This is a genomic window from Cellulosimicrobium sp. SL-1 (genome assembly GCF_011033075.1).
Lineage (GTDB): Bacteria > Actinomycetota > Actinomycetes > Actinomycetales > Cellulomonadaceae > Cellulosimicrobium > Cellulosimicrobium funkei.
The window spans coordinates 33,185-47,185 of sequence record NZ_JAACJC010000009.1; the positions used below are offsets into that span (position 1 = coordinate 33,185).

The following is a 14,001-nucleotide window of genomic DNA, read 5'->3' on the forward strand; positions in this document are numbered from 1 at the left end:
CCTCGTGGTTCGGGTGCGGTCGAACGTTTGTCGGTTGTGCGGCCGGTGGCCGGCAGGACGGTCGTCGGTCGGAAGGGTGGGCCGGTCAGCTCACGAGACGTCGGCGCGCGTCGGCCAGCCGGGCCAGCACCGTGGAGTCCACGACGTCGGCACCGACCTGGACGCGCATCCCGCCGAGGACGGCGGGGTCGACCGTGACGTTGAGCTGCACGGCACGCCCGTAGGCCCGCTCGAGCAGCGCCGAGAGGCGGTCGAGCTGTGCCTGCGTGAGCACCGTCGCCGACGTCACGGAGGCGACGAGCCGCTGCCGACGCTCGGCCGCGACCTCACCGATCCAGCCCAGCGTCGGGACGAACCGGCGCCCGCGCAGCGCGCGCGTCGCGTGGACCGCGAGCACCTCGGTCGCACGGTCGGCCTTCCCGCCGAGCAGCGCGTGCACGAAGGCGGCGCGACGCTCGGGGTCGATCGTGTCGTCGGAGAGGATCTGCCGTGCCTCGCGCTGCCCGACGAGCGCGCGCGACGTCCGGAAGAGCTCGTCCTCGACCTGCTCGAGCGCACCACGGGACTGGGCGGACGCGAGGACCGCCTCCAGGCCGAGGCGCTCGGTCGCGTCCGCGAGGTCGCTCTCGCGCGACCATCGCGACCGGACGAGGCCGGCCATGAGGTCGACGACGCGCTCGTCGAAGCCCGACGCGAGGACGGCCGTGACCAGCGCCGCCTTGTCCGCACCGGAGCGGGACGGGTCCGCGAGCGAGCGCCGCAGCGGCGCCGACTCGTCGAGCGCCGCCGTGACCGCGAAGAGCTGCTCGCCGAGCGCGAGCGCGCTCTCGCCCGCCGAGCGCAGGACCGGCTCGAACCGGTCCCGCGCCTGCGTCAGGGACTCGCCGCTCGTTCCGCGCATCAGCGCTCCTCGGTGCCGGGACCGGTGCCCGCCGCGCTCGCCGCCGCGGGACCCGCGGCCTCGAGCTCGTCGAGGAAGCGGTCGACGACACGGCTCTGGCGTGCCGAGTCGGCGAGCGACTCGCCCACGATCTTGGAGGCGAGCTCCGTCGCGAGCAGACCGACGTCGTTGCGCAGCGAGACCGCGGCCTGCTGGCGCTCGGCCTCGATCTGGCGGTGCGCCGTCTCGACGATGCGCGCGGCGTCGTCGGACGCCTTGGCCCGCAGGTCGGAGACGATCGCCGAGCCCTCGGCGCGCGCCTCCTCACGGATCTTCGCCGCCTCGGTGCGTGCCTCCTGGAGCTGCTGGTGGTACTCCGCCAGCGCCGCCGCGGCCTCGGCCTGGGCGGACTCCGCCTTGGCCAGACCGCCCTCGATCTTCGCGGTGCGCTCGTCCAGTACCGCCTGGAACTTCGGCAGGACCGCCTTGTAGAAGACGACCGCGATGATGACGAGGACGACGGCCGACCACAGGATGTCGTAGCCGGCGGGGAGGAACAGGTCGATGCCTGCCGGCTCCTCGCCGGACTCCGCCGCGAGGGTCAGCGCGGCGTCAGCCAGCGCCGTCATCACTGGAAGAGGAAGCCGGCGACGAGCCCGAGCAGCGCGAGCAGCTCGACGAACGCGACACCGAGGAACATGGTGGCGCGGAGCTGGCCGGCGACCTCAGGCTGGCGGGCCATGCCCTCGACGGTCTTGCCGATGAGGATGCCGAGGCCGATGCCCGGGCCGATCGCGGCGATGCCGTAGCCGATCGTGTTGATGCTGCCGGAGACCTCGGCGAGGGTGGTGACGTCCACGTGTGCTCGTTCCTTCCGTTGGGCGCCCGACCGGTCGGCCGGGCGTCACATTGAGTGGTGCGTGGTGGGAGAGGGTCGGTCGGGGCGCGCGGTGCGGCCTCGGGTCAGTGCTCCTCTTCGAGCGCGATGTTCAGGTACACCGACGCGAGGAGCGCGAAGATGTAGGCCTGCAGGGCCGCGACGAGGAGCTCGAAGAGCGTGAAGATCAGCCCGCCGGCGAGCGTCAGGACGCCGAAGGCCTTCATCGCGGGGACCGCCTCGAAGACGAAGTACTGCGTCGCGGCGAAGCACAGGACCAGCATGATGTGGCCGGCGACCATGTTCGCGACGAGACGGATCGCGAGCGAGGCCGGCCGGATGATGAGGATCTGGAGCAGCTCGATCGGGGTGACGATCAGGTAGATCGGCGCCGGGATCCCCGGGGGGAAGAGGCTGTTCTTGAGGTAGCCGCCGAGGCCGTGCGCCTTGATGCCCACGGCCCAGTAGGTGACGAGCACCCACAGCGCGAGCAGGAAGGGCAGGCCCATGCGGGCGGTACCGGCCATGTTGAGGCCGGGGATGATGCCCGTGAGGTTGAAGGCGAGGACCGCGAAGAAGATCGTCGTGATCATCGGCACGAAGCGCTTGGCGTGCTCCTTGCCCATGATCTCCTCGACGATCTGGACCCGGACGAAGTCCAGCATCATCTCGATCGCGTTCTGGAAGCGCCCGGGGACCAGGCGCGCCCGACGCGCGGCGACGACGAAGATCGCGAGAAGGACGATCGTGGCCACGATCCGGACGATCCAGATCCGGTCGATCTGGAAGATGGTGCCCTCGAAGAGGATCGCCGGCGGGAAGAAGTCGGCGATGGACGGCGCGTGGAAGCCACCTTCGCTCTCGGATGCAGCGAGGAGCACGGGGGTCGCAAGCGTGGACAGGGTGGACTCCCAATGGTCGTGTGGTCCGGGCAGCCGTCACCCGTGGGTGGGCACGCCGTCGGACCTGGCCGTCATGGATTCGCCAGTAGCCTAACGTATGGATCCGCGTGCTCTCGCCGTTCCCGGCCGCTTGTGACATTTTGCTCATGCTGCGGGACGAGGGTCCCTCCCCCCGCGCGGCGGCCCCGTGGTACGTCGGCGGCGCGCCGGTGGTACGTCAGCGCGCCGCGGGGTCGACGTACGGGATCCGTCCCCTGCTCACGGCCCGGTAGTCGAGCGCGGCGGAGCCGATCACGCCGACGAGCAGCACCCCGGCGAACACCCACCGGTCGTAGAAGTCCATGCCACGCAGCACGACGAGGACGGCGATGAGCACCACCATCTTGCCGAGCCAGCTCGCCATGACGACCGCGGCCGTCGTCGTCGGGCTGGAGTCGACGGTGCGCAGCATCGTCCAGACCGTGGTCGCGGAGAAGATCAGGGCGACGCCCACGCCCAGGAGCGCGCCCCAGACGCCCGGCAGCCCCGCGACGAGCGCACCGACGGCGACGCCGAGCACGGTCAGCGCGCCGAGCAGCACCAGCACGTCGCGCAGGGCGGTGCGGAACACCGCACGCACGGCGCGGCCGTGCGCGCCGATCGTCTGCTCGACGGCGCCCTCGGTCGCCGCGCTGCCCGACCTGTCTTCCGTCGCGCCCTCCGGCCTGGCGTCCGGTCCGTGGTCCGGGCGGGCGGGCTCGGGCTGGCTCGTCGTCATCTCAGGGCTTCCTTCGGCGGGGTGGGGACGGCGGACGACGCGGCCGGGTCGCTGGACCCGGGCGCGGAGGAGGTGGGGGGCGCGAGCACCGGCGGGACGTCGACCGCCGCGGCGGCGTCGTCGTCGAGGAAGCGCCCGCGCGTGCGCAGCGGTCCGAGCGTGAGGAGCGCCGCGGCGACGACGGCCGCCGTGAGCCCTGCGGCGACGCCGTGCCAGTGCCACTGGACCAGCGCGACGGCGGCAAACGCGAACACGGCCGTCCACACGTAGAGGATGAGCACGGCGCGCCGGTGCGAGTGCCCGATCGCGAGCATCCGGTGGTGCAGGTGCATGCGGTCCGGGTGGAACGGGGACTTGCCGCGCGCGACGCGGCGCACGACCGCCATGGCCATGTCGAGCAGCGGCAGGAGGATCACCGCGAGCGGCAGGAGGAGCGGGATGAACGCCGGGATCTGCTGCGCCCCGGAGAGGGTGGTCGTGTCGACCCGGCCCGTCACGACGATGGCCGCGGCGGAGAACACGAGGCCGAGGACCATCGAGCCCGAGTCCCCCATGAAGATCCTGGCTGGATGGAAGTTGTGCGGCAAGAACCCGACGCAGATGCCGACGAGGGCGGCGATGACGAGGGTCGCGAGGCTCGAGTAGTCGTCGGCGCTCGCCTTCTGGGTGAGCACGTACGAGTACAGGAAGAACGCGGCGCCGCCGATCGCGACGAGGCCGGCCGCGAGGCCGTCGAGGCCGTCCACGAAGTTCACGGCGTTCATGGCCACCACGACCACGAGGATCGTGGCGACGAGCTGGAGGCGCGAGGACCAGATGAGCTGCTGCTCTCCGATGGGGATGGGCAGCGTGAACAGCACGACGCCCTGGCTCGCCATGAGGCCCGCCGCGAGCACCTGGCCCGCGAGCTTGGTCATCCAGTCGAGGTCCCAGATGTCGTCGGCGATGCCGAGCAGGCAGACGATCGCCGCGGCACCGACGATCCCCCAGATCCGGGCGTCGGCGACCATCCGTCCCGCGACCTCGCCGACGAACACGCTCTCGAGGAAGGGCATCTGCGACGCGAACACGACCGCCACGACCAGCCCGAGCAGCATCGCGAGACCGCCGAGCCGGGGGGTGGGGATGGTGTGGACGTCGCGGTCGCGCACCGCCGTGATGGCGCCCGTGCGCAGCGCGACCCAGCGCGCGAAGGGTGTCGCGAGGAACGTCACCGCGGCGGCGACGAGCATCACGAGCAGGTAGACCCTCACCCGCCGTTCGCCTCCGGCTCCCCGGCGTCGCCGGAGCCTCGGGTCGCGGCGGGCGCTGTGGAGCTCGCCGCCTCGGCGGGCGCCGTCTCCGGCGCCTCCGGGGCGGCTTCCGGCGCGGGCTCGTCGTCGGGGCCGAGGACGGGCGCGACCTCGCGCAGCTGCTCGAGCGTCACGGCCCCCTGCCGCACGACGCGCAGCGCGCCGGACGTCGCGTCGACGATCGTGGACGCCACTTCCCCGGGCGCCGTCCCGCCGTCGAGGTAGACGCCGACGGCGCTGCCGAGCTGCTCGCGCGCGTCGTCGACGTGCAGCGCCGCGGGGCGGCCCGTCGCGTTCGCGGACGACACGGCGAGGGGCCCGGTGCGGCGCAGGAGCGCGAGCGCGGCCGGGTGGTCGGGCATGCGCAGCGCGACCGTGCCGTGCGTCTCGCCGAGGTCCCACGCGAGCGACGGCTGGGCCTGCAGGATGATCGTGAACCCGCCGGGCCAGAACGCCTCGACGAGACGGCGGGCGTCGTCGGGCACGTCGGTGGCGAGGCCGTCGAGCGTGCGCGCGTCGGGGACGAGGACCGGGGGCGGCATGTGCCGGCCGCGGCCCTTCGCGGCGAGCAGCGCGGACACCGCCTCGGCGTCGAACGCGTCGGCGCCGATGCCGTAGACGGTGTCGGTGGGCAGCACGACGAGGCCACCGCGAGCGATCGCGTTGACCGCCTCGTCGATGCCGGCGCCCCAGGTGTTCGGGTCGGTCACGGGGTGGACGGAGCTCACGGGTCCATCCTTCCACGCCCGTGCGGCGACCCCGGGTCACCGGCCGCACCGGCTCGTCGTGCCACGACCATGCGGTCGCGGCCCGTGAGGTCCGTCAGGGTGCGCACCTCGACGAACGCGTCCGCGGCGCGGGCGGCCGCGCGCACGTCGGCGGCCTGCACCTCCGCGTGCTCCATGACGAACAGGCCGCCGGGCCGCAGCAGGCGCACGGCGGCGCGCACGACGGCGCGCGGCACTTCCAGCCCGTCGGCGCCGCGCCCGTAGAGCGCGAGGTCGGGGTCGTGGTCGCGGACCTCGGGGTCGACCGGCACCGCGTCCGGCGGGATGTACGGCGGGTTCGACACGACGACGTCGACCGTCCCGTCGAGCTCCGCGAGCAGGGCCGGGTCGCCCACGTCGCCGACGAGCGTCCGCTGGGTGCCGGACCCTACGCGCGCGGCGTTCGCCGTCGTCGCGCGGACGGCGTCGGGCGAGAGGTCGACCGCGACGACCCGCGAGCCCGGCACCTCGACGTCGACGCTGATGCCGATGACGCCCGACCCGCAGCACAGGTCCACGACGAGCGGCGGCCGGTCCGCGAGCCCCGGGTCGCCGAGGAGCCGTGCCGCCTCGTCGATCGCGACCTGCGCGACCGTCTCCGTCTCCGGGCGGGGTACGAAGACGTCGTCGAGCACCTCGACCGTGACGTGCCGGAACACCGTGTGCCCGACGATGCGCTGGAGCGGCTCGCGGCCCCGTCGGCGCTCCACCGCGTCCGCGTAGTCGGCGAGGAAGCCGTCGGTCGCGCCCGCCGGCAGCGCGGGGGCGAGCGGGGCGTCGCCCGCGGGGAGCCGGTACCACTCGAGGCGCGGCAGGCCGAGGCTCCAGGCCGCGAGGGCCTCCGCGTCGTGGCGCGCGGACGGGACGCCGGCCTCGGCGAGGATCCTCTCGGCGGCCCGCACGGCGCGCCGCAGGTCGTCCACGGTGAGCGCGGCGGGGACCCCCGCCGCGGCGGCCACGGACGGCTCGGTGCGCGCGTCGCCCATCTCAGGCCTCGCCCGCGGCGGCGAGCCGGGCCGCCTCGTCCGCCTCCACCGCCGAGCGCACGACGGGGTCGAGGTCGCCGTCGAGCACCTGGTCGAGGTTGTACGCCTTGTACCCGGTGCGGTGGTCCGCGATGCGGTTCTCCGGGAAGTTGTACGTGCGGATGCGCTCGGAGCGGTCGACCGTCCGCACCTGGGAGCGGCGCAGGTCCGCCGCCTCCGCGGCGGCCGCCTCCTGCTGCGCGGCGAGCAGGCGCGCGCGCAGCACGCGCATCGCCTGCTCCCGGTTCTGGAGCTGCGACTTCTCGTTCTGCATCGACACGACGATCCCCGTCGGCAGGTGCGTGATCCGCACCGCCGAGTCGGTCGTGTTGACCGACTGCCCGCCCGGGCCCGACGAGCGGTAGACGTCGATGCGCAGGTCGTTCGGGTCGATCTCGACCTCGCCCGCGTCCTCGACCTCGGGGAACACGAGGACCCCGGCGGCAGACGTGTGGATGCGGCCCTGCGACTCCGTCACGGGCACGCGCTGGACGCGGTGCACGCCGCCCTCGTACTTGAGGTTGGCCCAGACGCCCTCGGCCGGGTCGGACGGCGTGCTGCGCGCCTTCACCGCGACCTGGACGTCCTTGTAGCCGCCGAGGTCGGACTCGGTCGACTCGAGGACCTCCGTCTTCCAGCCGCGGCGCTCGGCGTACCGCAGGTACATGCGCAGCAGGTCGCCCGCGAACAGCGCCGACTCCTCGCCGCCCTCGCCCGCCTTGATCTCGAGGATGACGTCGCGGCCGTCGTCGGGGTCGCGCGGGACGAGCACGCGGCGCAGGCGCTCGCGCGCCTCCTCCTCGGTGGCGCGCAGGCCCGGGAGCTCGGCGGCGAACGCGTCGCCGTCGTCGCCGCCCAGCGCGGCGAGCTCGGCCGCGGCCTCGGCGTCGTCGCTCGCCTCGCGCCACGCGCGGTACGCGCCCACGACCTGGTTCAGCTCGGCGTAGCGCCGCCCGAGCGTGCGGGCGCGGCCCGCGTCGGCGTGGACGGCCGGGTCGGCGAGCTGCGCCTCGATCTCGGCGTGCTCGGCCAGCAACGGCACGACGGCGGCGAACGACTCGGTCACGGACGGCTCCTCGGGCGGTACGGCGGTGCGGGACGGCGGTCGCGGCGCGGCGCGCGGGCGCCGGGCGTGCGGTCGGACGCGGGCGCGTCACCGGGTCCGGCGCTCCGGCCGACCCCCGACAACGCGACAGCGCCGGTGGTCCGAGCGCACCGACTGCCCCTGGAGAGGTTGTCGGGCTCGGACCACCGGCGCTGCGGTGCTGCTACTTGTCGGCGTCCTTCTTGCCGTAGCGCGCCTGGAAGCGGGCCACGCGGCCACCGGTGTCGAGGATCTTCTGCTTGCCCGTGTAGAACGGGTGGCAGGCGCTGCAGACGTCGGAGCTGATCTTGCCCGACGCCTCGGTGCTGCGCGTCACGAACGTGTTCCCGCAGGTGCACGTCACCTCGGTGACGACGTACTCGGGGTGGATACCAGACTTCACGGTTTTCTCCTTGGGGTGACGTCTCCGGGTCAGGTGCGGCTACCGCACCTGTGAACCGGCGACAGGCGGCCTGACGAGCGCAGGCCGACGAACCATTGTGCCAGAACGCGCGGGGGCCCCGAGAACTTCCCGGGGCCACCCGCCGTCGGCGACCGGGCGACGCGTCAGATCGTGCGGCCGACGTTGTCGTCGTCGGCCAGCCCGCCGGGCGTCGTCTTCTGGACGTGCAGCAGGAACTCGACGTTCGTCTGCGTCTTCTTGAGCTGGCCGAGCAGCAGCTCGATCGCCTGCTGCTGGTCGAGGGCGCCCATGACGCGGCGGAGCTTGTAGATGATCTTCAGCTCGTCCTGCGACATGAGGATCTCCTCGCGGCGCGTGCCGGACGCGTTGACGTCCACGGCCGGGAAGATGCGCTTGTCCGCGAGGTTGCGGGACAGGCGGAGCTCCATGTTCCCCGTGCCCTTGAACTCCTCGAAGATGACCTCGTCCATCTTCGAGCCCGTCTCCACGAGCGCCGAGGCGAGGATCGTCAGGGAGCCGCCGTTCTCGATGTTGCGCGCCGCGCCGAAGAACCGCTTCGGCGGGTAGAGCGCGGACGCGTCCACACCACCGGACAGGATGCGGCCCGAGGCCGGCGCCGCGAGGTTGTACGCGCGCGACAGGCGGGTGAGCGAGTCGAGGAGCACCACGACGTCCTGACCGAGCTCGACCAGGCGCTTCGCGCGCTCGATCGCGAGCTCGGCGACGATCGTGTGGTCCGACGCAGGGCGGTCGAACGTCGAGGCGATGACCTCGCCGCGGACCGTCCGCTCCATGTCGGTCACCTCTTCGGGCCGCTCGTCCACGAGCACCACCATGAGGTGGACCTCGGGGTTGTTCGCGGCGATCGCGTTGGCGATCTGCTGCATGATGATCGTCTTGCCGGCCTTGGGCGGCGCGACGATGAGACCGCGCTGGCCCTTGCCGATCGGCGCGACGATGTCGATGACGCGCGGCGTGAGGCGCGTGGCCTCGGAGTTCTCGAGGCGCAGGCGCTCCTGCGGGTACAGCGGCGTGAGCCGGTTGAACTCCGGACGCTCGCGCGCCTCCTCGGGCGACATGCCGTTGACCGTGTCCAGGCGGACGAGCGCGTTGAACTTCTGGCGCGCGGTGTTGCCCTGGTTCTCGCCCTCGCGCGGCTGGCGTACGGCGCCCGTCACGGCGTCGCCGCGGCGCAGCCCGGCCTTCTTCACCTGGCCGAGCGACACGTAGACGTCGTTGTTGCCCGGCAGGTAGCCGCTGGTGCGGACGAACGCGTAGTTGTCGAGGATGTCAAGGATGCCCGCGACGGGGAGCAGGACGTCGTCCTCGTTGACCTCGATGTCGTCGAGGCCCGAGAGGTCCGGTCCCTGGCGGTTGCGGCCACGCTTGCGGTCGCGGTCGCGACCACGGTCGCGGCCCCGACGGCGGCGCCCGCCGCGCTCGTCGTCCAGGAGCTGGCGGTCGTCACGGCGGTCGCCCTGACGCTCGCCCCGGCCCTGTTGGCCGGACTGCTGGCCGGACTGCTTCTCCGGCTGCTGCTCGCGCTGGCGCTCGCCGCCCTGCCCGTCGCGCTGGCGGTCGGCGCGCGGCGCGTCGCCGTCGCCCTCGCCCGTGCGCGGGGCACCGGCACCGCGGCCCGCACGACGCGAGCCGCGCTCGCCCGTGACCAGGCCGACGGCGGCCGCGGCGCGCGCAGCACGCTCGTCGGGCGACTCGTTCGAGGTGTCGCGCGTGCGCACGCCCTCGCCGAGGGCCTCGGCGACCGCGGCCGCCGCCTCCGAGCGCGCGTCGCGGCGGCCGTCGCGGCGCTCGCCGCGCTGCTCCGTGCGCTGCTCGTCGGCGCGCACCGGGAGGTCGAGCACGGGAGCGGCGGTGCGCTCCTCGCGGCTCGCGGCCGACGGCGCGTCCTGACGCGTCGCCGGGGAGTCGGTGCCGGCCGCGGGGCTCGCCGCGGGCCGCTCGGCGCGACGGCTGCGGCCGCGCCCCGAGGCGACGGGCGCCTCGGTCGTCTCACGCGACGCGGCGGGCGCCGCGTCCGTGTCGCGCCGCGACGCGGCGGGGCGCTCGGAGGCGCCCTGCTCGCCCGTGCGGGCGCGGATGACGTCCACGAGATCGCCCTTGCGCATCTTGGACGTGCCCTTGACCCCGAGCTGCGAGGCGAGCGCCTGCAGCTCCGGGAGGCGCAGGGTGGAGAGCGCGCCGTTCCGGGCGGTACCGCCGGCAGCGGTCGCGCTGCTCGTGGCGGTGTCGATGGTGTCTGTCACGAAGGACCCTTCCCCCTCGTTTGCGTCCGTCTCTCAGAGGGCGGACCGCGGGTGGTCGACGCCCGGCCGTGACGGCCGGTGCGCAGGTGTCACCACGCGTCAGTGGTACGACGACGTCATCTGACGCGGGCTGGATTGCCTTCTCTCGGACGGGCTCTGTCGCGGCACTTCCGCGCTGGAGAACGCTCGACTGCTGATGCGAGAGCGTGACCGAAGGCTGAAACCATCCTAGCACCGGCAGGACAGCGGTCAGAGCCGTTCGGCGACGACCCCGCGCGTGTCGACGTCGAGGCGGCGTACCGACCAGTCCGCGCTCCCCCCGACGAGCTCCTCCGCGACGCCCGCGACCTCGTCGAGGTGCTCCGCCGCAGCCAGGACGAGGACCGTGGGGCCGGCACCCGACACCGTCGCCGCGAGCCCCCGTGCCCGCAGCGCGCGGACGAGCTCGGACGTCGTCGGCATGACGCCGGCACGGTACCCCTGGTGGAGCCGGTCGTCGGTCGCGTCGAGGAGCAGGTCGGGGCGTCGCGTGAGCGCCTCGACCAGCAGGGCGGACCGACCCGCGTTGAACGCCGCGTCGGCGTGCGGCACGTGCGCCGGGAGCACCCCGCGCGCGCGGCTCGTCGCGAGCCGCGCCGAGGGGACCAGCACCGTCGCCCGCAGGTCGGGATGCACGTCGAGCCGGACGGCACGCGCCCCGGCCCCGGGCGTCCCGCTCTCCCACGCGACGGTCGCGCCGCCGAGCAGCGCGGGCGCCGCGTTGTCCGGGTGGCCCTCGATCGCGGTCGCGAGGCCGAGCGCGACGTCGTCGTCGAGGACCGACGGGTCGGCGACGAGCGCGCGCGCCGCCACGATGCCCGCGACGACGGCCGCGGCGGACGAGCCGAGGCCCCGCCCGTGCGGGACGCGGTTGACGCACGTCAGGTGCAGGCCCGTCTGCGGCGCACCCGCCACGTCGAGCGCGGCCCGCAGGGCCCGCACCACCAGGTGGGACTCGTCGCCGGGCACCTCTCCGGCGCCCTCGCCCTCGACGTCGACCACGACGTCGTCGCTCGCGAGCGCGCGCACCTCGAGCACGTCGTGCAGCGCGAGCGCGAGGCCCAGCGCGTCGAAGCCGGGGCCGAGGTTCGCGCTCGTCGCGGGGACGCGCACCCGTACGTGGTCCGCGCCGAGCTGCATCAGTCGAGCCCGAGGGCGTCGGCGATGGACACGACGTCGGCGGTCACGCGCGTCGGCTCGACCTCGGTGCCGTCGAGCGTGCGCAGCGCCCACTGCGGGTCCTTGAGCCCGTGACCGGTGACCGTGACGACGATCCGCGCGCCCGCGGGCACGAGCCCGCGCTCGGCGCGCGCGAGGATCCCGGCGACGCCGGCGGCCGACGCGGGCTCGACGAACACGCCGACCTCGCTCGACAGCACGCGGTGCGCCGCAAGGATCTGCTCGTCGGAGACGGCCTCGATGACGCCGCCCGACTCGTCGCGCGCGGCCTCGGCGAGCTCCCACGACGCGGGGTTGCCGATGCGGATGGCGGTCGCGACGGTCTCGGGCTCCGTGATCGGGTGGCCCGCGACGATCGGCGCGGCGCCCGCCGCCTGGAAGCCCCACATCTGCGGCGTGCGCGTCGCGACGGCCGGCAGGCCCTCCCCCGCGTGCCCGGCAGCGCCCTGGCCCGCGTACTCGCGGAAGCCCTTCCAGTACGCGGTGATGTTCCCCGCGTTGCCGACGGGCAGCGCGTGGATGTCCGGGGCGTCGCCGAGCGCGTCGACGATCTCGAACGCGCCCGTCTTCTGGCCCTCGATGCGGTCGGGGTTGACCGAGTTCACGAGCTCGACCGGGTACGCCTCGGCGAGCTTGCGCGCCGCGACGAGGCAGTCGTCGAAGTTGCCGTCGACCTGGAGCAGCCGCGCGCCGTGCGCGATCGCCTGGCTCAGCTTGCCCATCGCGATCTTGCCGTCCGGGACGAGCACCGCGCACGTCATCCCCGCGCGCACCGCGTAGGCGGCCGCCGACGCCGACGTGTTGCCCGTGGACGCGCACACGACCGCCTGCGCGCCGCGCCCCGCGGCCGCCGAGATCGCCGTCGTCATACCGCGGTCCTTGAACGACCCCGTGGGGTTCATGCCCTCGACCTTGACGAACACCTGCGCGCCCGTGCGCGCGGAGAGCGCCGGCGCCTCGACGAGCGGCGTGCCGCCCTCGCCGAGCGTGACGATCCGCTCGGCGACGTGCGCCGGCAGCCGGTCGCGGTACTCGGAGATGATGCCTCTCCACTGGTGGGCCATCAGGCTCCCTCGACTCTCAGGACGGACGTGATCGTGCGGACGGGCTCGAGCTCGGCGACCGCCGCGACGGTGGCCGACAGCGCCGACTCGGGCGCCGCGTGCGTGGTGATGAGGAGCTCCGCGACGCCGGGCTCGGCGACGTCGGCAGCGCCGCGCGCCGTCGGCTGGCGGACCGCCTCGATGGACACGCCGTGCTCGGCGAGCGCGTGCGCGACCTGCGCGAGCACGCCGGGGCGGTCCTCGACGTCGAGCCGCACCTGGTAGCGCGTGACCGCGGCGCTCGCCGGGAGGATCGGGAGCTCGGCGTACGTGGACTCCTGCGGCCCCTTGCCCCCGAGCACGCGGTGGCGGGCGGCGGAGACGACGTCGCCCAGGACGGCGGACGCCGTCGGGGCGCCGCCCGCGCCGCGCCCGTAGAACATGAGCTCGCCCGCGGACTCGGCCTCGACGAACACGGCGTTGAACGAGCCGCGCACGTTCGCGAGCGGGTGCGAGGTCGGCACGAGCGCCGGGTGCACGCGCACGGACACGCCCGCCTCCCCGGTCGCGCCGCCGTCGCGCCGCTCGGCGATGGCGAGCAGCTTGATGACGTGGCCCGTCTGCGCGGCCCACGCGACGTCGTCTGCCGTGACGGCGAGGATGCCCTCGCGCGCGACGTCGTCGAGCGACACGCGCGTGTGGAACGCGAGGCTCGCGAGGATCGCCGCCTTCGCCGCGGCGTCGTACCCCTCGACGTCGGCCGTCGGGTCGGCCTCCGCGTAGCCGAGGACCTGGGCCTCCCGGACGGCCTCGTCGAGGCCCCGGCCCGTCGTGGCCATCTGGTCGAGCACGTAGTTGGTCGTCCCGTTGACGATGCCGAGCACGCGGCGCACGCGGTCGCCCGCGAGCGACTCGCGCACCGGGCGCACGATGGGGATGGCGCCCGCGACGGCGGCCTCGAAGTAGATGTCCACCCCGGCGGCGTCGGCCGCCTTGTAGAGCGTGGGGCCGTCCTCGGCGAGGAGGGCCTTGTTCGCCGTCACGACGGCGGCGCCCGCCTCGATCGCGCGCAGCAGCAGCGACCTCGCGGGCTCGGTGCCGCCCATCACCTCGACGACGATGTCCGCGCGCTCGACGAGGCTCGCCGCGTCCTCCGTGAGCAGCGACCGGTCCACCGCGGCGTCGCGTGGGGCGGACGCGTCGCGAACCGCGATCCCGACGAGCTCCAGGGGCGCACCGACCCGGGACGCGAGGTCGTCGGCCTGCTCCGTGAGCAGCCGCGCGACCTGGGTGCCGACGACGCCGCACCCCAGCAGGGCGACGCGCAGGGGCGGGTGGGACTCGGCGGCAGACGGCACGACGGACCTTCCTCGGGTGGTCAGGACGGGTGCGGCGCCGGGCGCGGCCCGGGTCGTGCCCGGGTGGCTCGGGAGCCGCAGGCACAGGATACGGCGACGCGCGCGCCCGC

The 14,001-nt window shown here is 74.3% G+C and carries 14 protein-coding genes; all 14 read right to left on the bottom strand.

The window, feature by feature from the left end:
• Window positions 1-85: 85 nt before the first annotated feature.
• On the bottom strand, window positions 86-901 hold the full coding sequence (locus GWJ10_RS14505) for a F0F1 ATP synthase subunit delta (protein WP_043655661.1): 816 nt from the start codon (window positions 899-901) through the stop codon (window positions 86-88).
• A complete protein-coding gene (locus GWJ10_RS14510; protein ID WP_061268775.1) occupies window positions 901-1,509 on the bottom strand; it encodes a F0F1 ATP synthase subunit B in 609 nt (202 codons plus the stop codon). Before GWJ10_RS14510 ends, GWJ10_RS14505 begins: the two co-directional genes overlap by 1 nt.
• Complete coding sequence (locus GWJ10_RS14515; protein WP_021482769.1) at window positions 1,509-1,739, bottom strand: ATP synthase F0 subunit C; 231 nt, start codon at window positions 1,737-1,739, stop codon at window positions 1,509-1,511. The genes GWJ10_RS14510 and GWJ10_RS14515 overlap by 1 nt, the downstream gene beginning before the upstream one ends.
• A 104-nt stretch (window positions 1,740-1,843) precedes the next feature.
• A complete protein-coding gene (gene atpB / locus GWJ10_RS14520; RefSeq protein ID WP_021482770.1) occupies window positions 1,844-2,638 on the bottom strand; it encodes a F0F1 ATP synthase subunit A in 795 nt (264 codons plus the stop codon).
• A gap of 238 nt (window positions 2,639-2,876) precedes the next feature.
• Entirely contained in the window at window positions 2,877-3,416 is a 540-nt protein-coding gene (locus tag GWJ10_RS14525) for a hypothetical protein (protein ID WP_241005830.1), read from the bottom strand.
• On the bottom strand, window positions 3,413-4,669 hold the full coding sequence (locus tag GWJ10_RS14530) for an MraY family glycosyltransferase (protein ID WP_082774708.1): 1,257 nt from the start codon (window positions 4,667-4,669) through the stop codon (window positions 3,413-3,415). Before GWJ10_RS14530 ends, GWJ10_RS14525 begins: the two co-directional genes overlap by 4 nt.
• A complete protein-coding gene (locus GWJ10_RS14535; RefSeq protein WP_163188253.1) occupies window positions 4,666-5,436 on the bottom strand; it encodes an L-threonylcarbamoyladenylate synthase in 771 nt (256 codons plus the stop codon). The genes GWJ10_RS14530 and GWJ10_RS14535 overlap by 4 nt, the downstream gene beginning before the upstream one ends.
• Window positions 5,433-6,461, bottom strand: a complete 1,029-nt coding sequence (gene prmC, locus GWJ10_RS14540; protein WP_163188255.1) for a peptide chain release factor N(5)-glutamine methyltransferase — start codon at window positions 6,459-6,461, stop codon at window positions 5,433-5,435. The genes GWJ10_RS14535 and prmC overlap by 4 nt, the downstream gene beginning before the upstream one ends.
• Window position 6,462: 1 nt before the next feature.
• Window positions 6,463-7,566 carry a peptide chain release factor 1 gene (gene prfA, locus GWJ10_RS14545; RefSeq protein ID WP_061268773.1) on the bottom strand — a complete coding sequence of 368 codons (1,104 nt, stop codon included), beginning with the start codon at window positions 7,564-7,566 and terminating at the stop codon, window positions 6,463-6,465.
• Between the two features lie 202 nt (window positions 7,567-7,768).
• A complete protein-coding gene (gene rpmE / locus GWJ10_RS14550; protein WP_021483241.1) occupies window positions 7,769-7,987 on the bottom strand; it encodes a 50S ribosomal protein L31 in 219 nt (72 codons plus the stop codon).
• A 164-nt stretch (window positions 7,988-8,151) separates the two neighbouring features.
• Window positions 8,152-10,272: a transcription termination factor Rho gene (gene rho, locus GWJ10_RS14555; RefSeq protein ID WP_061268772.1), complete on the bottom strand. Its 2,121-nt coding sequence runs from the start codon at window positions 10,270-10,272 to the stop codon at window positions 8,152-8,154.
• Window positions 10,273-10,521: 249 nt separating this feature from the next.
• Window positions 10,522-11,451, bottom strand: coding sequence for a homoserine kinase (gene thrB, locus GWJ10_RS14560; protein ID WP_163188257.1), 930 nt, complete (start codon window positions 11,449-11,451; stop codon window positions 10,522-10,524).
• A complete protein-coding gene (thrC, locus tag GWJ10_RS14565) occupies window positions 11,451-12,554 on the bottom strand; it encodes a threonine synthase (RefSeq protein ID WP_076405984.1) in 1,104 nt (367 codons plus the stop codon). The genes thrB and thrC overlap by 1 nt, the downstream gene beginning before the upstream one ends.
• The gene (locus GWJ10_RS14570; RefSeq protein WP_076405982.1) at window positions 12,554-13,891 is read right to left on the bottom strand and encodes a homoserine dehydrogenase; all 1,338 of its coding nucleotides are present in this window, start codon (window positions 13,889-13,891) and stop codon (window positions 12,554-12,556) included. The genes thrC and GWJ10_RS14570 overlap by 1 nt, the downstream gene beginning before the upstream one ends.
• Window positions 13,892-14,001: the final 110 nt, after the last annotated feature.